The organism is Burkholderia sp. ZZQ-2 (genome assembly GCF_050768715.1).
GTDB classification, from domain to species: domain Bacteria; phylum Pseudomonadota; class Gammaproteobacteria; order Burkholderiales; family Burkholderiaceae; genus Burkholderia; species Burkholderia cepacia.
Genome location: NZ_LDVA01000351.1, coordinates 17,650 through 35,302, shown reverse-complemented (window position 1 = coordinate 35,302; position 17,653 = coordinate 17,650). Strand labels below are relative to the sequence as shown.

The 17,653-nt window shown below is 64.8% G+C and carries 18 protein-coding genes and 2 pseudogenes; 8 read left to right on the top strand and 12 right to left on the bottom strand.

Annotated features, from left to right (window positions below; genetic code table 11):
- Window positions 1-115 precede the first annotated feature (115 nt).
- On the bottom strand, window positions 116-1,420 hold the full coding sequence (locus ABY44_RS34285) for a dicarboxylate/amino acid:cation symporter (protein ID WP_060172430.1): 1,305 nt from the start codon (window positions 1,418-1,420) through the stop codon (window positions 116-118).
- Between the two features lie 603 nt (window positions 1,421-2,023).
- Between ABY44_RS34285 and ABY44_RS34280 the strand changes: the two genes are divergently transcribed.
- From ABY44_RS34280 to ABY44_RS34270, 3 genes are read left to right on the top strand one after another with little or no spacing between them, the layout of a single operon-like run.
- The gene (locus tag ABY44_RS34280; protein WP_060172432.1) at window positions 2,024-3,169 is read left to right on the top strand and encodes a glycosyltransferase; all 1,146 of its coding nucleotides are present in this window, start codon (window positions 2,024-2,026) and stop codon (window positions 3,167-3,169) included.
- On the top strand, window positions 3,169-3,735 hold the full coding sequence (locus tag ABY44_RS34275) for a hypothetical protein (protein ID WP_226113248.1): 567 nt from the start codon (window positions 3,169-3,171) through the stop codon (window positions 3,733-3,735). Before ABY44_RS34280 ends, ABY44_RS34275 begins: the two co-directional genes overlap by 1 nt.
- A 23-nt stretch (window positions 3,736-3,758) precedes the next feature.
- The gene (locus ABY44_RS34270; RefSeq protein ID WP_060172434.1) at window positions 3,759-4,493 is read left to right on the top strand and encodes a polysaccharide deacetylase family protein; all 735 of its coding nucleotides are present in this window, start codon (window positions 3,759-3,761) and stop codon (window positions 4,491-4,493) included.
- Between the two features lie 72 nt (window positions 4,494-4,565).
- On the opposite strand, the pseudogene ABY44_RS34265 reads toward ABY44_RS34270, so the two are convergent.
- From ABY44_RS34265 to ABY44_RS34255, 3 genes and pseudogenes are all read right to left on the bottom strand, one after another.
- Window positions 4,566-5,503 (bottom strand): annotated as a pseudogene (locus ABY44_RS34265) (alpha/beta hydrolase).
- A 2-nt stretch (window positions 5,504-5,505) separates the two neighbouring features.
- Window positions 5,506-6,390, bottom strand: a complete 885-nt coding sequence (locus ABY44_RS34260; protein WP_060083013.1) for an alpha/beta fold hydrolase — start codon at window positions 6,388-6,390, stop codon at window positions 5,506-5,508.
- Window positions 6,391-6,423: 33 nt separating this feature from the next.
- Window positions 6,424-7,479: a sugar phosphate isomerase/epimerase family protein gene (locus ABY44_RS34255; protein ID WP_060172475.1), complete on the bottom strand. Its 1,056-nt coding sequence runs from the start codon at window positions 7,477-7,479 to the stop codon at window positions 6,424-6,426.
- A 110-nt stretch (window positions 7,480-7,589) separates the two neighbouring features.
- Here ABY44_RS34255 and ABY44_RS34250 point away from each other — a divergent pair, with 110 nt between their 5' ends.
- The 5 genes and pseudogenes from ABY44_RS34250 to ABY44_RS34230 all read left to right on the top strand — a co-directional run bounded on the left by ABY44_RS34250 (window position 7,590) and on the right by ABY44_RS34230 (window position 11,350).
- Complete coding sequence (locus ABY44_RS34250; protein ID WP_027790077.1) at window positions 7,590-8,195, top strand: TetR/AcrR family transcriptional regulator; 606 nt, start codon at window positions 7,590-7,592, stop codon at window positions 8,193-8,195.
- A 115-nt stretch (window positions 8,196-8,310) separates the two neighbouring features.
- Window positions 8,311-8,538 (top strand): annotated as a pseudogene (locus ABY44_RS34245) (hypothetical protein); the annotation flags it as partial.
- Window positions 8,539-8,774: 236 nt separating this feature from the next.
- A complete protein-coding gene (locus ABY44_RS34240) occupies window positions 8,775-9,752 on the top strand; it encodes a chromate resistance protein ChrB domain-containing protein (RefSeq protein WP_060172436.1) in 978 nt (325 codons plus the stop codon).
- On the top strand, window positions 9,749-10,927 hold the full coding sequence (locus ABY44_RS34235; protein WP_060172438.1) for a chromate transporter: 1,179 nt from the start codon (window positions 9,749-9,751) through the stop codon (window positions 10,925-10,927). The genes ABY44_RS34240 and ABY44_RS34235 overlap by 4 nt, the downstream gene beginning before the upstream one ends.
- Before the next feature lie 108 nt (window positions 10,928-11,035).
- Window positions 11,036-11,350, top strand: a complete 315-nt coding sequence (locus tag ABY44_RS34230) for a hypothetical protein (RefSeq protein WP_060172440.1) — start codon at window positions 11,036-11,038, stop codon at window positions 11,348-11,350.
- A 156-nt stretch (window positions 11,351-11,506) separates the two neighbouring features.
- Here the strand turns inward: ABY44_RS34230 and ABY44_RS34225 are convergent, their stop codons facing one another.
- The 8 genes from ABY44_RS34225 to ABY44_RS34190 form a co-directional block, all read right to left on the bottom strand.
- Window positions 11,507-12,406 (bottom strand): MBL fold metallo-hydrolase, encoded by a 900-nt coding sequence (locus tag ABY44_RS34225; RefSeq protein ID WP_060172442.1) that lies wholly within the window; start codon window positions 12,404-12,406, stop codon window positions 11,507-11,509.
- 15 nt (window positions 12,407-12,421) lie between these two features.
- Window positions 12,422-12,520, bottom strand: coding sequence for a hypothetical protein (locus ABY44_RS34220; RefSeq protein WP_226113275.1), 99 nt, complete (start codon window positions 12,518-12,520; stop codon window positions 12,422-12,424).
- A gap of 164 nt (window positions 12,521-12,684) precedes the next feature.
- Entirely contained in the window at window positions 12,685-12,978 is a 294-nt protein-coding gene (locus tag ABY44_RS34215; RefSeq protein WP_431643438.1) for a transposase domain-containing protein, read from the bottom strand.
- Between the two features lie 14 nt (window positions 12,979-12,992).
- Window positions 12,993-13,904: a LysR family transcriptional regulator gene (locus tag ABY44_RS34210; RefSeq protein ID WP_060083007.1), complete on the bottom strand. Its 912-nt coding sequence runs from the start codon at window positions 13,902-13,904 to the stop codon at window positions 12,993-12,995.
- A gap of 129 nt (window positions 13,905-14,033) precedes the next feature.
- Window positions 14,034-14,729, bottom strand: coding sequence for a PqiC family protein (locus ABY44_RS34205; protein ID WP_060172444.1), 696 nt, complete (start codon window positions 14,727-14,729; stop codon window positions 14,034-14,036).
- The gene (locus tag ABY44_RS34200; RefSeq protein WP_060172446.1) at window positions 14,726-16,366 is read right to left on the bottom strand and encodes an intermembrane transport protein PqiB; all 1,641 of its coding nucleotides are present in this window, start codon (window positions 16,364-16,366) and stop codon (window positions 14,726-14,728) included. Before ABY44_RS34200 ends, ABY44_RS34205 begins: the two co-directional genes overlap by 4 nt.
- Window positions 16,359-17,000 carry a paraquat-inducible protein A gene (locus ABY44_RS34195; RefSeq protein ID WP_060172448.1) on the bottom strand — a complete coding sequence of 214 codons (642 nt, stop codon included), beginning with the start codon at window positions 16,998-17,000 and terminating at the stop codon, window positions 16,359-16,361. Before ABY44_RS34195 ends, ABY44_RS34200 begins: the two co-directional genes overlap by 8 nt.
- Window positions 16,997-17,638 (bottom strand): paraquat-inducible protein A, encoded by a 642-nt coding sequence (locus ABY44_RS34190; RefSeq protein ID WP_060172450.1) that lies wholly within the window; start codon window positions 17,636-17,638, stop codon window positions 16,997-16,999. The genes ABY44_RS34195 and ABY44_RS34190 overlap by 4 nt, the downstream gene beginning before the upstream one ends.
- Window positions 17,639-17,653 lie beyond the last annotated feature (15 nt).

Sequence of the window (17,653 nt, the reverse complement as noted above, 5' to 3'; positions counted from 1 at the left end):
CCCGACAAATCGCCGGCCTGAATCCATTGCGAATCCAGGCCGGCGATCGTCCGTTACCGCGGGGCAGGCAACGCGCCACTAACGCCGCACTGCTGCACTGCGGCACTGCCACGCATCAAGCCGATGCCGAAGTCTCCGGCACCTTCACCTTCATGACGCGTCCGTTGTCCGGATCGTCGTCGTCGCGCGGGGCGTCGAGCTGCCCTTCCCACTTCGCGACCACGGCAGCCGCGATCGAGTTGCCGACGGCGTTGGTGGCCGAGCGCCCCATGTCGAGGAACATGTCGACGCCCATGATCAGCAGCAACCCGGCTTCGGGCATGTTGAACTGGTTGAGCGTCGCCGCGATCACGACCAGCGACGCGCGCGGCACGCCCGCCATCCCCTTCGACGTGACCATCAGCATCAGCAGCATCGTGATCTGCGTGCCCAGCGGCAGATGGATGCCGTACACCTGCGCGATGAACAGCACCGCGAACGTGCAGTACATCATCGAGCCGTCGAGGTTGAACGAATAGCCGATCGGCAGCACGAAGCTCGAGATCTTGCGGTTCACGCCGAAGCGGTCGAGCGCATCCAGCAGCTTCGGATAGGCGGCCTCGGAACTCGCCGTCGCGAACGACAGCAGGAACGGCTCGCGGATCAGCCGGATCAGCGTGAACGCGCGCTTGCCGAGGAACGTCACGCCGGCGAGCGTCAGCACGCCCCACAGCAGCGCCAGTGCCAGGTAGAAGCTCGCCATGAACTTCGCGAACGTGAGCAGGATGCCGAGCCCCTGGGTGGTGATCGTCGACGCCAGCGCCGCGAACACCGCGACCGGCGCGAACCACATCACGGCGCCCGTGACCTTCAGCATCACCTGCGCGAGATCGTCGATCACGCCGGTCAGGCGCTTGCCCGATTCGCCGAGCGCCGACAGCGCGGTGCCGAAGAAGATCGAGAAGATGACGATCTGCAGGATTTCGTTGTTCGCCATCGCTTCCGCGATCGACTTCGGCACCAGGTGGACCACGAAATCCTTCAGCGTGAAGGCGCCCGTCTTCAGGTTGAGGGCTGCATCGGATGCCGGCAGCGGCAGGCTCAGGTGGCTGCCCGGCTGCAGGATCGTTGCGGTCAGCAGGCCGAGCAGCAACGACGTAAACGAAGCGATGAAGAACCAGCCGAACGCCTTGACGCCGACACGGCCTACCGCGCTGCCGTCGCCCATCTGCGCGATGCCGACGGTCAGCGTCGCAAATACCAGCGGCGCGATGATCATCTTGATCAGGCGCAGGAACACGTCGGACAGCAACGACACGTACCCGGCGACTTCCTTCGCCATGGCCGGGTCGGGAAATGCGCTATGGCAGGCGTAACCCACGGCGATACCAAGAATCATCGCGACAACGATGTACTTGGTGATGTTGCGCTTCTTCTTCATTAGTAATCCAAATCACAAAGCGTATGTTGCTAACGGCTGGCTAACTTTCGCGCCCGGCTACGAATCGAAACCCACGTCTCTCTGGGTGCGACGAGTCCGCCTTTGGCGGTCGCCATGGCGGACAGGGGGGGCATTCTAACGCAAATGGCCCCCCGGCTTTCAAATCTGAAAGTCGGCCGGCTTGATTTGCGTCCGGATGTCGTCGAAAAATCGGGTTTTGTCGCGATCCTGCCCGCTTCCTGATTGCTTCCTGCCCGCTTCCTGCTCGCTTCGGGCCTGTTTTTCCGACCCGGCCGGCGAGGGTAATCGGGCCACGCCACCGTTCGCGCCGGAATTCCCCCCTCCCCCATCGCGGCATCGCACGATGTGACGACACTGCAATCGATCGCGACACATCCTCACAAAGATGCGCAGACCTCGACACTACGGCACGTAATGCGTCTGTAATATTTCGAAACGTTTCGCGGCGCCCGTCCGGGCATCGGTGCGCAATCACGCATCGGCAATGCGGAACCGGGTTCGAGTCATTGCTTTCAACACGTTGAGGCATTCATTTTCTCAGCACTCCTGCCAAATGAATGATCGAGGAAAGGCAGCATCGTGATGAACATTCTGTATACCAACTTCCACGGCGACTACGGCGGCGGCCAGGACACCTACGTCCGCGACCTCGCCGCCGCGATGAGCCGGCACCATCGCGTGACCGTCGCGTCGCCGGAAGGCAGCCGCCTGTCGCGACTGCTGAAGGACAGTCCCGACGTGGCGATCTTCGACATGGAATTCAAGCCGCGCTGGAACCGGCTGTGCCAGGAAATCGTCCGGCTGCGCCAGCGGATCCGCGCCGAGCGCTTCGACATCATCCACGTCAACGGGTCCGCCGATCACCGGCAGGTGATGCTCGCGCTGCTCGGCTGCCGGTATCGGCCCGCGGTCGTGCTCACCAAGCACAACACCTATCGCGCCGACAGCTTCGGCAACGTGCTGCGCGCCCGGCTGGCAACCGACCACACCATCGCGGTCAGCGACTACGTGGCGAGCATGCTCGCGCTCCGGTCGCCGTACGGCAACGTCACGGTCGTCAAGCACGGCGTGCGCCGGCAGGCCGCGGAACAGCTGGCCGGCGACGAAATCCGCCGCCGCAAGATCGCGCTGTTCGGGCCGTCCGGCGCGGATGCGATCGTGCTGGGCAGCAGCGCCGGCACCGCGCCGGAGAAAGGCTGGATGGACCTGATCGCGGCGCTGGGCCGCCTGCCCGAACACGAGCGCGAGCGGTTTCGCGTGCTGCTGGTCGGCGCGGAACCGTCCGGCGAACAACGCGAGCAGATCGAGCGGCACCACATGGCGTCGCGCACCGCTTTCACCGGGCGCGTCGACGATGTGCGCGCGCCGTTCTCGATCATCGACGTGTCGTTCGTGCTGTCGTACCACGAGAGCCTGTCGTATGCGTGCCGCGAGGCGATGTCGCTCGGCTGCCCCGCGATCGTGACGCGCGTGGGCGGGCTGCCCGAGAACGTCGAGCCGGGCGTGGACGGCTGGGTCGTCCCGCCGCGCGAGCCCGAGGCGATCGAGGCCATCCTGCGCGCGATCGTGCGCGAGCCCGCGTGCGTGCGGGCGATGGGACGCAGCGCGCGGCTGAAGGGCAAGCGCGAGTTCTCGTTCGACCGGTTCGTCGATGCGACGTTGTCCGTCTATCAGAAATCGATTCGACACAACCCCTATCGTTGGGTGACATCCATGAGGTCCGTTTAATGGCAATGAACATCTGGAAGAAGTACTGGGACCTGCGCACGCAGGAGTGCCCGTGCGACGTGCACTTCGTCGAATGGCTGGAATCCGCTCGTCTCAACGGCATCCGCATCTATCACTTCGGCACCGGCGGCCACCACCACGTCGGCGTGGAATGCGCACGGCCGCACCTGAACAACACCGTCTTCGGCGTGACGGCGTCGCCGAAGGAATACAAGTCGTACGTCGATCTCGTCACGCGGCAACCGGAGGTGAGCAAGACCTACCTGGCCTATTTCGGCGACATCTACACGAGCAATACGGACCTGCTGCCGGCGTTCGACGTCGTCACGCTGTTCCATCTGTGCGAATTCCGCGACGAAACGAACAGCCGCTACGGCGCGAAGACCGACGCCGAAGTGCTCGACCTGTTCGCCCGCCATACCGCGCGCGACGGCCACCTGCTGTTCTACAAGGGCTCGTCGGCATACCGGAAGGCCGAGCCGATCATCGAGCAATGGGCGGCGAATGCCGATTTCACCGAAGTCGGCGACTTCAAGACCCTGCGGATTTTCCGCAAGGCCGCGTAATTCCCCGTTCCCGCGACCCGCTCATGCTGCTGTCCGCCACGCGCTACCCGATCCTGATGTATCACCAGATCCGCACGCTGCCGCCGCCGTCCGACCGGCTGCGCAGCCTGAGCGTCGCCCCCGACGCGTTCCGCCGCCAGATGATGCTGTTCAAGCGGCTCGGCTACCGCGGCCTGAGCGTGCGCGAACTGCAGCCGTATCTGCGCGGCGAGCGCAGCGGGAAGGTCTTCGGCATTTCGTTCGACGACGGCTTTCTCAACGTGCTCACGCATGCGATGCCCGTGCTGGACGAGCTCGGCTTCACCGCGACCTGCTACTTCGTCGCCGGCCGGTTCGGCGGCGAGAACGACTGGGATGCGGGTGCCGATACGGCGCGCTCGCCACTCATGACGTGCGCGGACATGCTCGCATGGCGCGATCGCGGCCACGAAATCGGCTCGCACACGCTCGATCACGTCGCGCTGTCGCACGTGCCGGCCCACGTGTCGGAGGTTCAGATCATCGAATCGAAGCGGCGGCTCGAAGCGTTGAGCGGCCAGCCTGTCGAATCGTTCTGCTACCCGTACGGCGATCTCGACCCGCGCGTGCGCGACCAGGTCGCCGCCGCCGGCTACCGCAACGCGACGACGACCCGGCGCGGCTGTGCCGGAGCGTCCGACGATGCGTTCCTGTTGCCGCGAGTTCCGGTGGCGGGCGGGGTCGGTGCGATGCGGCTTTGGTTCAAGTGTGTGAAGGCGCGGGTTCGGAGGCGCAGGTAGGTCGCGCTGGTCGACTGCCGCCGAACCCTACACCCCCCCACGCACCTCGCACCGCCCCCTTCGGCCATACGCTCACCGCTGGAAAGCCCTGCGCATCTGCGCGCCGGCCACGTCGAACACCTGGCGGGCTGCCGACGTCACGCCGGCCATATGGATGCACGCATGGATCATCCCCGGCAGCACGACGAAATCGGCCGCCACACCGGCCTCCCGCAATCGCTCCGCATACGCGTGCGCGTCGTCGCGCACCGGATCGTACTCGCAGGCCAGCAACGTGGCCGGTGGCAAACCCTCGAGCGAAGCCGCCTGCAGCGGCGACACGCAGGGTGACCGGCCGTCGGCCGGATCGGTCAGGTACATGTTGAAGCAATACCGCATGACATCTTGCGTCAGGTAGTAGCCCTGCCCGCAAGTCCGATAGGACGTCGTGCTCATCGACGCATCCAGCGGCGGATACAGCAACAGCTGATGCGCGATCGACGGGCCGCCCCGCCCACGTGCGACCAGACAGGCAGCCGCCGCAAGGTTTCCTCCTGCACTGTCGCCGCCGACGGCGATGCGCGCCGGGTCCAGCCCCAGGCCGGCCGCCTCGCGCACCACCAGTCCAGCGCATCGCAGAAATCCTCCAGCGGCACCGGAAACCGGTGCTCCGGCGCAAGCCGGTAATCGACAGACAGCACGACGCATTGCGTCGCGTTGGCCAGCGCGCGGCATGGATTGTCGTATAGCTCGAGCGTGCCGAGGCACCACCCGCCGCCGTGCGCATAAACGAGCGCCGGCCGGCGTGCCGCGCTTTCCGCAGCGACCGATGGCCAATAAGCCCGCACGCGAATCTGCTGCCCGTCGCGCGTGGGCACCGCGAAGGTTTCCGTATGGTCGACCGCTTCCAGCGGTCCATGCCAGCCCCGCAGTGTCGTATCGGTCGCCCGTCGCAACGCGTCCAGCGACGCAGGCGCCTCGGTCACGGCCAATCGCTCCAGCAGTAATGCGATGTCGGTGTCGATCGGCATGTTCAGCGGCTCCGCTCCAGGAAAGGCAGCAGATGGCCGATGAATGCGTCGGGGGCCTCTTCCATGATGAAGTGGCCGCAAGCCGGAACCACCGCACCCTGCAGATCGGTCGCGTTGTCGCGCATCGTGACCAGCGGCGCATCGCCGGTGGCATGTTCGGCACCGATGGCGAGCACCGGCATCGTCAGCTTGCGCTGCGCCCGCGCCTGGTTCTGCCGGATCGTCTCCGGAATCGCACGGTAATAGGAGAAGCCGCCGCGCAAGCCGCCCGGTGCCGCATAGGCATCGATATACACATCGACGGCCACACGATCGCGCCGGAACGACCAGCGGTTGAACATGAACTCCAGATACGCCCGCTCACGGCCCGCAATCAGCGTCTCGGGCAGGTCGGCCAGCTGGTTGAACATGAAATGCCACAGGAAGATGTTTTCTTCCGGCGGGGCGAAGATCGACGGCGCGGGCGCCAGCCCGGGGATTACCGCCTCCGTGAGCGCCAGCGACTTCACGGCGTCGGGCCGGTCGCTCGCCAGCGCATAGGCCACCCACATGCCGACGTCGTGGCCGGCCACCTGGTAAACATCGAAGCCGAGCTGCGCCATCACGCGATGCAACGTCGCCGCCGTGTGCCCCGTGTCGTAACCCGCATGCGGCCGATCGGAATAGCCGGTACCTGGCGGATCGACCGCGACGGCCATGAAGCCGCGCGCGGCGAGCGCCTGCATCACGTGACGCCACGCGTACCAGGTTTGCGGCCATCCCGGAATCAGCAGGACCGGGGTACCGGCACCGGCCGTGACGCAATGGATACGCTGGCCGTCGATGCGTACGTATTGGTGAGCAAAGCCTTGAGCGTCGGCAGACGACGACTGAAGTTGAGCGGACATATCGATGATTCCTGGCAGTGGGGGGGAAACGGCTCAAGCGATGCCGAGCATGTCGTGGATTTGCCGTTGATCGACCGCGGCACCGGCGAAGTCGTCGAAGATGCGCTCCGTCACCCGGATGATGTGGTCATTGATGAACGCGACGCCTTCGCGCGCGCCGTCCTCCTGATTCTTCAGGCAGCACTCCCATTCGAGGGTGGCCCATCCTGTGTAGTCATACTGAGCAAATTTCGAAAAAATCGCCTTGAAGTCGACCTGGCCGTCGCCAAGCGAACGGAAACGGCCGGCGCGCTCCAGCCACGAACTGTAGCCGCCGTAGATGCCCTGGCGCCCCGAAGGCAGGAACTCCGCGTCCTTCACATGGAACATGCGGATGTGGTCGCGGTAGATATCGATGTACGCCAGATAGTCCAGTTGCTGCAGCACGAAATGGCTGGGATCGAACAGCATCTTGCAGCGCGCGTGCTGGCCGACCAGCGCATGGAAGCGCTCGAAACTGACGCCGTCGTGCAGGTCTTCGCTGGGGTGAATCTCATAGCAGAGGTTGACGCCGTTTTCGTCGCAGGCGTCGAGAATCGGCCGCCAGCGACGCGCCAGCTCGTCGAAGGCCGTCTCGATCAGGCCGGCGGGCCGTTGCGGGAACGGAAACAGGTAAGGCCACGCGAACGAGCCCGAAAAGGTGCCCATGTCGGTCAGCCCCAGGCGGCGTGAAGCCCGTGCCGCCCGCTCGAGCCGATCCAGCGCCCATGCGGTGCGCGCGGCCGGGTTGCCGCGCACGGCCTCGGGCGCGAAGTTGTCGCACATGGCGTCGTACGCCGGATGCACGGCAACCAGCTGCCCGAAGATATGCGTGGTCAGTTCGCTGATCTCCAGCCCATGTTCGGCCAGCATGCCCTTCATGTCATCGCAATAGGCCTGACTGTCCGCGGCGGTCTCCACGTCGAACAGCCGACCGTCCCACGCGGGAATCTGCAGCGCCTTGAAGCCGACGCCGGCCGCCCATCGCGCGATATTCGGCAGGCTGTCGAACGGCGCCGCATCGTCGGCGAACTGCGCGAGATGAAGACTGGGGCCCTTGAGAGTACGCATGATCGATTCCAATTGTTTGTCGATTGACAAAGAATAGAGTGCGGGAACGGCGCGTGTCAACACGGCGCGCGATAAAATCCGTGCACGATGTGACGACGGGCGAAAGGGATATGGCGGGACGACCGAGAGAATTTGATCGCGACATGGCGCTGAAACGCGCGATGCTCGCGTTCTGGCGGCGCGGCTACGAAGGCACGTCGATGTCCGACCTGGTCGAAGCGATGGGCATCGCGTCAGCGCGCATCTATGCCGCGTTCGGCAGCAAGGAAGCCCTGTTCCACGAGGCCGTGGCACTCTACGAGCAAGGCGAAGGCGGCTTCGCCGATCGTGCGCTCGGCGAGGAAACCGATGTCCGCGCGGCCGTCGAACGGATGCTGCGCGATGCCGTCGCCGCTTATACCAGGCGCGGCCAGCCGCACGGCTGCATGGTGGTGTCCGCCGCGACCAACTACTCGGCCGAAAACGAAGGTGTCATGGAATGGCTGGCCGCCCACCGGCGCGCACGCACGCAATCGATCGCCGAACGCTTGCAGCTCGCCGCCGAGCAGGGGCAGCTCGCGCGGGGCACCGACATCAAGGCGCTGGCCGATTTCTATGCAACGCAATTGCACGGCATTTCCGTTCAATCCCGCGACGGGGTATCGAAAGAGCGCCTGCTCGCGTCCATCGGGCCGGCGATGATGCCGCTCGTGACGGCTGTGCGTGACGGCGCGTAACCCGGCCCGGTCAACCGACAGGACGGCCGTTTCAAGCTCGGGCAGATCGACCGGAAAAGCAACTCGACGGACGACGCGATGCCCGTCGACAATCCGGTGCATGACCGCACCGAACCATGAGCTCGTCGTCTTCAGGACAGATCTCTCCGACGATGCGCTCCCTGTCGGCAAAGGACAGGTGATGGAACACACCCTGAAAACAATCGGGGAAGTGGAAGATATCGCACCCGGCAAGCGCAAGCGCATGTCATTCAAGCTCACGCCTGGTCACGACGCGCTGATCTGCAACAAGCCGGGCCGCTATGAAGCGGGGATGCATACGGCACTCGTCGTGACGCCGTAGATCGTTCCGCCGGACCGAAATCCGGCCCGCAGTACCTGGGCGTCGTCCACCTCGTTCCGCATTACGCGATCACCCATCCCACGCTCACCCGAGCGAGGCGCAGCGCTTTCCTGGCGCGCCTCGTGCGAGCGGCTACCTGTCACACCCCGGCTACCCGCCGGAAGGGCGTGCCGGATCACACGCGATCGTTCAAATAAATTTTGTAGAAACAGCAACTGAGACGTAGACTTCGCTACATGAAATCTATTTCTACATGGTCGCTGCTTGTTCTGACCCTTCCGACGGAAAACGCGACGGCCCGCATGCGGTTCTGGCGCGCGCTCAAGGCGAAAGGCTGTGCGGTGCTGCGCGACGGCGTTTACCTGCTGCCCCACACCGAAGCGCATGAAGAGACGCTGCGTGAACTCGCGGGCGCGATTGCCGAGAGCGGCGGCGCAGCTCACCTGTTGCGCGCACCGAGTCTCGACCGGTCCCAGGAACAGGAATTCCGGGCGCTGTTCGACCGGGCCGACGATTACGCGACCTTCACACGCGCGCTCGCCGACGTGCGCAAGACGCTTGACGGGCAATCAGCCGCCGAACTCACTCGCCTGTTGCGTCGCGCGCGCAAGGATCTCGACGCCATCCGGGCGATCGACTATTTCCCGGGCGATTCGGCCACCCACGCCGAAGTCGCCCTGCAGGATTTCGGTGCGCTGGTCGACACGGTGCTGTCGCCGGGCGAGCCGCATGCCGCGGACCGCGTCATTCGTCCGCTCGCGATCGGCGAGTACCAAAGCCGCACCTGGGCGACGCGGCAGCGGATGTGGGTCGATCGCGTCGCCAGTGCGTGGCTGATCCGCCGGTTCATCGACGCGCAAGCGCGCTTCATCTGGCTCGCGTCGCCGGCGGATTGCCCGGCTGACGCGCTGGGCTTCGATTTCGACGGCGCGACTTTTACGCACGTGGGCGAGCGCGTGACATTCGAAGTTCTGCTGGCCAGCTTCGGACTCGACAAGGACCCGGCACTGATGCGTCTCGGCGAGATCGTGCATGCACTCGATGTGGGCGGTCCCGCCGCGCCTGAAGCAGTGGGCTTCGAGGCCGTGATGGCCGGCACGCGCCAACGGACGGAGAACGACGATCAGTTGCTCGAGCAGATGGGCGCCGTACTCGACTCCCTGTATGCGCACTTCACATCGGACGGCAAGAGCGAAACCCCGGCCAAATCATGACGACGACCATCGCCACGACCGAACCGACCTACTCGCTTGGCGAGCTGGTCGCCTACATGCTGCGTCTCGGTACGTTCGGTTTCGGCGGACCGGTCGCGCTCGCAGGCTATATGCGTCGCGACCTGGTCGAGCGACGCGGCTGGATAACCGAGGCCGACTACAAGGAAGGGCTCACGCTGGCCCAGCTCGCACCGGGGCCGATGGCGGCCCAGCTCGCGATCTATCTCGGGTTCGTCCACTACCGCCTTCTCGGGGCGACACTCGTCGGTATCGCGTTCGTGCTGCCGTCGTTCCTGATGGTGCTCGCGCTCGGGTTCGCGTACGCGCATTTTGGCGGGCTGTCGTGGATGCAGGCCGTCTTCTACGGCGTCGGTGCCGCGGTGGTCGGCATCATCGCGATGAGCGCTTACAAGCTCACGACCAAGACCGTCGGCAACGACAAGCTCCTCTGGGCGATCTTCCTGACGCTGGCTGCCGTGACCTTCGTCACGGAATCGGAAATCGCATGGCTTTTCGTTGCCGCAGGCCTGATCGGCTGGCTGTGGCGCGCGCCGCCCAGGTGGCTGCAGCGGGGCGGGCTGAATGCGGTTGCCGCCGCCAACTTGCCGGCAGCCAGCGGGCTACTGAGCGGCATCGACCTGCCGCAGCTCGTCCAGATCGGTGCGTTCTTCATGAAGGCCGGCGCGTTCGTGTTCGGCTCCGGACTCGCGATCGTGCCGTTCCTCTATGGCGGCGTCGTCACCGAACATCACTGGCTGAACGACAAGCAGTTCGTGGATGCCGTCGCAGTCGCGATGATCACGCCCGGTCCGGTCGTGATCACCGTCGGCTTCATCGGGTACCTCGTGGCGGGCCTGCCTGGCGCATGCGTCGCCGCGCTCGGCACATTCCTGCCGTGTTACCTGTTCACGGTCATTCCCGCGCCCTACGTGAAGAAGTATGGGCACCGTCCAGGCGTCAAGGCATTCGTCGATGGCATTACGGCTGCGGCAGTCGGCGCGATCACGGGCTCCGTCCTCGTCATCGCGAAGCGGTCGATCGTCGACGTCCCGACCGCACTGCTCGCCGTCACGACCGTGCTGCTGCTGTGGCGCTTCAAGAAGCTCCAGGAGCCGGTGATCGTGACGGCGGCCGCCGTCATCGGACTCGTGGTTTTCCCGCTTCTCCGCCACTGACTCGCGTCACCGGGAAACGAACATGACGTACCAGGCCAGGACGTTGCCGTGCGATCGTCGTTCTCATGTTCGAGAGGACGACGCGAGCGACCGGGCAAGGAGCAGGCGATGCGAACGTGTTGCGTGATTGCGCTGGCGATCGCGCTGTCCGTCGCGCTACCCGGTTGCGACAAGACTGCGCCCGATCAGGGGGCCGGCGAGATCGTGACGCTCGAGCACGCGCCGGAGGCGGTGAGAGCAATGATCGAGCGTCAACGGCAAGGCGGCAATGTCGGCGTGATTCAACGGCGTGTGAAGAACGGCAAGGCACGTTATGTCGTCACCATCGTGCAGGGTGGCCAGGAGCAACGCCTGAGCCTGACCGAGGACGGCCGGCTCATCAGCAGCCGCCCCGCTGGCGACGACGAAGAGGACGACGACTGACCTCGACGCGGCCAATCACCGTACCTTGTTCGCGCATCATGCCCACGATGCTGCGGCTGCCGGCCGGCTTCGGCCTTCAATGAACCACGCGTGCAAGCGACCGCGTAGTGCCATCCGCTCACGGTCGACATACGTTGCATTTCATCGGTGACCTGCTCACCTTGCGTCGAAGTGAGCGTGCGGGCCAGCGGAAATGGCCTTGTCCGATTCCTGCAACGCCAGTTCCGCCGCAACGGCATTCGCCCCGGCCTTGATGAACACGTCGAGATCGGCCGTGGGCAGGAAGCGCTTCATGATCGCCTCCAGTTCGTCCTTTCCGGCATCGTCCAGGCTGCGAGTGCCGTTGGCGAGGCGGGCCACCGCCGCGCGATAGCACCCGATATAAGCACGCTGTGCGGCAATCATGTCGAGCGGCCTGCCCGCCTGACCGTGGCCCGTATAGAACAGTGCGATGTCGCCGGACCGACGTTCGAGCGCATCGAGGCTACGCAGCCAGTCCGCCGTATGGCCGTCGTTCATGAAGGAATGGACGCCGTTGAACACCATGTCACCGACGAAGGCGACACGCTGGTGGTTTCCCACGGCCCAGACCAGATCCCAGTTCGATTCGCCAGGGCCGAACTCTCTTGCCTCGAACGACACGCCATCGAAATGCAGCACGTCGCCGTCATGCACGAGGCGATTCGGGAAGGTGCGCCGCGCCGGCCAATCGTCGCCGAACACCGACTGCCACTGGACTGCCTTGGCATCGTCGACACGGCGCATTGCCTCGTCGACGCCCCGCGTAGTGATGACCGGCACATCATCAAGATCGCGGATCAGCTCGCCGATGCCGTTGTAGTGATCGGGATGCCCGTGCGTGATCAGCACCGCGAGCAAGGGTTTGCGCAGGGCATCCAGCCGGTGACGCACCTCGCGCGCATCCGATACGGTCATCATGGCGTCGATGGCCACGACACCGTTCGGCAATTCGACCAGAAAGGCGTTGGTGAGAAAGGTGCGTGCACCGGACGTGCACGTCACCACATTGATTTCAGGCCCGTTGAAATCGATCATTTGAAAGTGCTCTCGTCAAGAAGCTGTTGCTTTGTATTGGTCGGACGCTCCGGCCCATACCGCGTATGCGGTTCCCAAAGGCAGGATCTTCAATGTGACGCTCATTCGCCACACGCTCGGCACGGCCGCCGCGATGGATATCGCGCCAGACAGTATCTTTGTGTCGCGCCCGGAACACAACTCCCGGTAATCCGGAAGCAAGAGCGATCGATCACGCCGCAAGCGGACTGGAAATGGCAAACATGCGCGTTGCCTTCATTGGAAGCAGGCTGCAACGCTTACGCTTCGGTCGATTCGTGAGGATTGGAGCGCATATTCCAGGGTAGTAGCCTGGTGTAACCGTCGACCGTCTGCGCGAGCGGGAGACATTGAGGCAACCGGATCAGATAGTTGCACGGGCCGATCCCGTTCGCCTTGCAGGTCTCGACGAGCGAGCAGAGGTTGGCGCTGATGTGCCGATGCTGCGCCTGGTCAGAAATTGGATGCGTGACACACGCGACCGGAGCGGGTCGGGCGTAACGCCGGTCGACCGCGGTGAAGCGCGGAATCCGGATACGCCGTCGTCTCGGCATCGAGCGACGTCGCATCAATTGCCGGAATCCTCGATCGCCTCTTCGAATACGGCCTTGAACCAATCGATGAAAGTACGCAGCTTGTTCGGCATATGGCGACTCGGGTAATACACGATGCTCACCGGCTTCGCTTCCGCAACGCTGCCTCGCATGATCTCCGTGAGCGACCCGTCGTCAAGATACGAACGGAGCGCAAAGCGGTAGCCCGAGATGATGCCCAGCCCCGCTAACGCGCATGAAATGACCGCATCCGCGTCGTTCGCCATGACCCGACTCCTCATCGCAAGCGGCGCGGCCTTGCCGCCGACATGGATCTCCCAGGGTTTCAGTCCGGTCCCGTCATCCCATGCGGCTGCCACGGTCACATGGCCTTTCAGTTCTGCGAGCGTATGGGGTTCGCCGTAGCGTGCCAGATAGGCGGGCGACGCAACCATGATTCGATCGATCCATCCCACGCCCTTTGCGATCACGCTGTTCTCCCGCACGGTACCGATGTGGATCGTGCAATCAACCGCGTCCTTTGCGAAATCGAACGGGTTGTCGGAGATCGCCATCTCCACATCGAGTTTCGGGAATGCATCAAGCAACGACGGCAGCGCGGGAATCAGCACGCTCCTCGCAATCGCGGAGGACAGTCCGACCTTGATCCGCCCCTCCGGCGCGCGCCCGGCGCTCGCTGCCTCCGCGTTCATGTTCTCGATCTGTTCCAGCACGCGAACGCAGGCATCGTAGTAGGCACGACCCTCTTCGGTCGGACTAACGGTGCGCGTGCTTCGATTCAGCAGGCGCACGTTGGCCTGCTTCTCGAGATACTGAACGAGGCGCGACACGGTGGCGGGCGCGAGATGCAGATGCCTGGCCGCTGCGGTGAAGCTCAAACAGTCGACCACGCGAACAAAGGCCTTCATCGCCACCAGGCGGTCCATAACGTCTTCCTTTTACGATTGCATCGCCCGGTGGATGGACGGTACCTTCATCGCGTCATGGTCCCGTGCCACGCCTGCTTGTCGTCGATAGCCCGGGCAGACTGTGCGACGTCGGCCCGATCGCCGCGTTCATCGCGGCAAATTGAGGCAAGGTACAGTCGAAGCCAGTGACACGTTCGCTGCCCTGGATTGTCCCGATGCAGCCGCCTTCACGAATCGAATACGCGATGCCTCCATCGCCTCGACACCTCCCGTGATCTGGCTCGACAGTTCGGCAAGTGCGCGCCGGTGGCCGACCACGAGCGCGTCGTAGCCGTCGGCGACCGGTTCGGCGACGCTCGTGCGGCAGGTCATCAGCGCCTGCGTGGCGAGCGAGCGCACGCTCCACACCGCATCGACCGCCGCCCGTTTGCCCGGCCACGACTCGAAGCGCTGCACGTTCACGCTGATGCGATACACGGGCACGCCGGGCGGATAGGCGGAATTCGCGACGTCGATCGTGCCGAGGCGCGCGGCGAGATCGTCGGACAGCGCACGACGGATCTCGTCGGCGGGCGGCGACGCCCAGCGTTCCTGCTCGAGCACGTCGACCTGCGCGGCGTTCTTCTGCACGACCAGCTGGTTCCTCGCGACCTGCTCGGGCACGCCGACCGACGGCACCTCGATCAGGAACGCCGGGTTGGCCGGCGCGGTGCGCAGCGGCGCCGCGGCGTCGGCCGGGCTGAGCGTGTAGAACCGCGCGGGCGGCGAGCTGCACGCGGCGAGCGCGAGGGCGGCGGCAACCGCCGCAGCACCGCTCGCGAAACCGTTCACGCGTGTCGTCATGGTTGATCTCCTGGCTTGCCCTTGAGCAGCGATTCGGGGTGACGCTCGAGATAGTCGGCGAGCATGTTGAGCGACTGCAGCGTGTGCGTCAGCTCCTTCAACGCGCCGCGCACGTCGGACTGCAGCGGCGAATCCTGCTGCAGCGTCGCCTCGGCGGCGGTGAAGGTCTGCTTCGCCGCCGACAATGTGTCGCGCGCCTGTGGCGCGACCTGCGTGTCGAGCTGCTTGAACAGCTTGTCGGCATTCGACAGCGCGCTGTTCAGGTTCGCGCCGATCTGGTCGAACGGCACCTTGTCGAGCTTCTTCGCGATGTCGGCCACCTGGGACTGCAGCTCGTCGAGCGTGTTCGGCACGGTCGGCAGTTCAACCGTCTCATGACTGACATCGAGTTTCACGACCGGCGCCGTCGGGAAGAAGTCGAGCGCGACGTACAGCTGGCTCGTCAGCAGATTGCCGGTGCGCAACTGGCCGCGCAGCCCGTGCTCGACGAGCCGCTGCAGGATCTGTCGACGTTCCGGTTCGCCCTTGCTGCGAATCGCGTCCCGGAAACTCTTGCCGAGCCGTTCAGGATACAGATTCATCGTCACCGGCATCTTGAAGCTCTTCGCCTTCGCGTCGTAGTCGATGCCGATGTTCGTCACTTCGCCGAGCACGATGCCGCGGAAGTCGACCGGCGCACCCACCGCGAGTCCGCGCAGCGACTGGTTGAAGTTCATCACGACCGGCACGCGTTCGCCGTCGGGGTCGCGCATCGCCTGCCCCTCGTCCGATGCCAGCTGGAATACCATGTCGCGCGCAGCCGCTTCCCCGGGCGGTTGATCGGCCGGAGACTGGAACGCGATGCCGCCGAGAATCACCGTGGCGAGCGATTGCGTGTTCAGTTTCAGGCCGCTCGAATCGAGACGCAGATCGACGCCGCTCGCCTGCCACCAGCGCGAATTTTCATGAACGTACTGGTCGTACGGCGCGTTGACGAACACCGTGAACGTAACGCCCGTGCCGAGCTTGTCCAGCGAGAAGCCGACCACCTGCCCGACCTGCACGCGCCGGTAGTACACCGGCGAGCCGATATCGACCGAGCCAAGCGAATCGCCGCGCAGCGTGTATTGCGTACCGCGCTGGTCGCCCGTCACGGCAGGCGGTGTATCGAGGCCGGTAAACGCACGCTCGCTATCCTTCGACCGGCCCGCGTCGACGCCGATGTATGCGCCCGACAGCAATGTGCCGAGGCCCGATACGCCGGTCGCGCCAATGCGCGGACGCACGACCCAGAAGCGCGACCCCTTCACTGCGAAGTCTTCCGCTTCCTTCTTGAGCCTGACGTCGACCAGCACATGCGACAGATCCTTCGCAAGACGGATCGCGTCGACCGTGCCGACCTCGACATCCTTGTATTTCACCTGCGTCTTGCCGGGCTCGAGCCCTTCCGCATTGGCAAAGCGGATCGTGATTTCCGGGCCTCGTTCGCGCACCGACTTGACGACGAGACCGATGCCGATCAGCGCCGCAATCAGCGGCACGAGCCATACGAGCGACGGCAGCCAACCGGCGCGCTTCGCGACCGCCGGCTCGGCAATGGTCGGTGGTTGGCCGGCACCTGCATCGGAATCGCGGTGCGGGCCTTGCGGACTATTCATGGTGATTTCCAGAGGTTTCAACGGGATCCCAGATCAGACGGGGATCGAACTGCAACGACGCAAGCATCGTCAGGATCACGACCGAGCCGAACGCCAGCGCGCCGGGACCGGCGGTGATGACGGCGAGCGACCGGAAGTGGACGAGCGCGACGGTGAGCGTCACGACGAAGATGTCGAGCATCGACCAGCGGCCGATGTGTTCGACGACCCGATAGAGCGTGGTGCGCTGCATCGGCCGCCAGGTGGAACGGCATTGGGCGGTGATGACCAGGATCAGCAGTACGCAGAGCTTGAGCATCGGCACGAGAATGCTGGCGACGAACACGACCACCGCGAGCGGCCAGTCACCCGACACCCAGAAATAGACCACGCCGCTCATGATCGTGTCCGACTGCGAGCCGACGATCGACGACGTACGCATCATCGGGAGCAGATTGGCCGGGATGTACAGGATCACCGCCGCGAGCAGAAACGCCCAGGTGCGAGCGAGACTGTTCGGGAAGCGCGAGTGCAGCGTGCTGCCGCAGCGCGCACAATGGGCCGGCACCTCATGCCGATCGACGGCAAGCGCCTGAACCCGGCCGCAAACGTGGCAGCTCGCCATGCCTTCACGGGCAGCGGTCGTCGTCTTCATTGGATCGTCGCCTCGTCGCCGGCGTGGTTGTCGCCGCGCAGTTCGTCAGCCAGATCCCACAGCGCACGCGGATCGAACATCACGACGACGGTCAACATCAGCGTGAGCGCCGCGAACGCGAACAGCGCCGCTTCGGGCACCACCTGCGCAAGGCTCACGATCTTGACGATCGTGACGAGGATGCCGAGCATGAATACCTCGATCATCCCCCAAGGGCGCACCAACCCGATCGCGCGCAGCACCGTGCCGAAACCACGCGGAATGCGGCCGGCGCGCAGCGGCAGCATCACGTACAGCAGCGCTGCCATCTCGGTGAGCGGAAACAGCAGCGTCGCGCAGAACACCATCACGGCGACGATGCCCATGCCTTGATCCCACAGCGCCCGCACCGCGCCCAACAGCGTCGTCTGCACGTGCATGCCGTTCACGTTCATCTCGAGGATCGGAAAACCCTGCGCGATCACGAACGTGATCAGCGCGGCCAGCGTGAGCGCGCACACACGGTCGAGTCGCGACACGCCGCCCCGATAAAGCAGTTCATTGCAACGCGGGCAGCGCGCCTGCATGTTCCCGGCGAGCGGCCGCTTGTGCAGCAACGTGTCGCAGGTATGGCAAGCGATCAATGCAGTGCGGGACATGCGGCGGCACTCTCT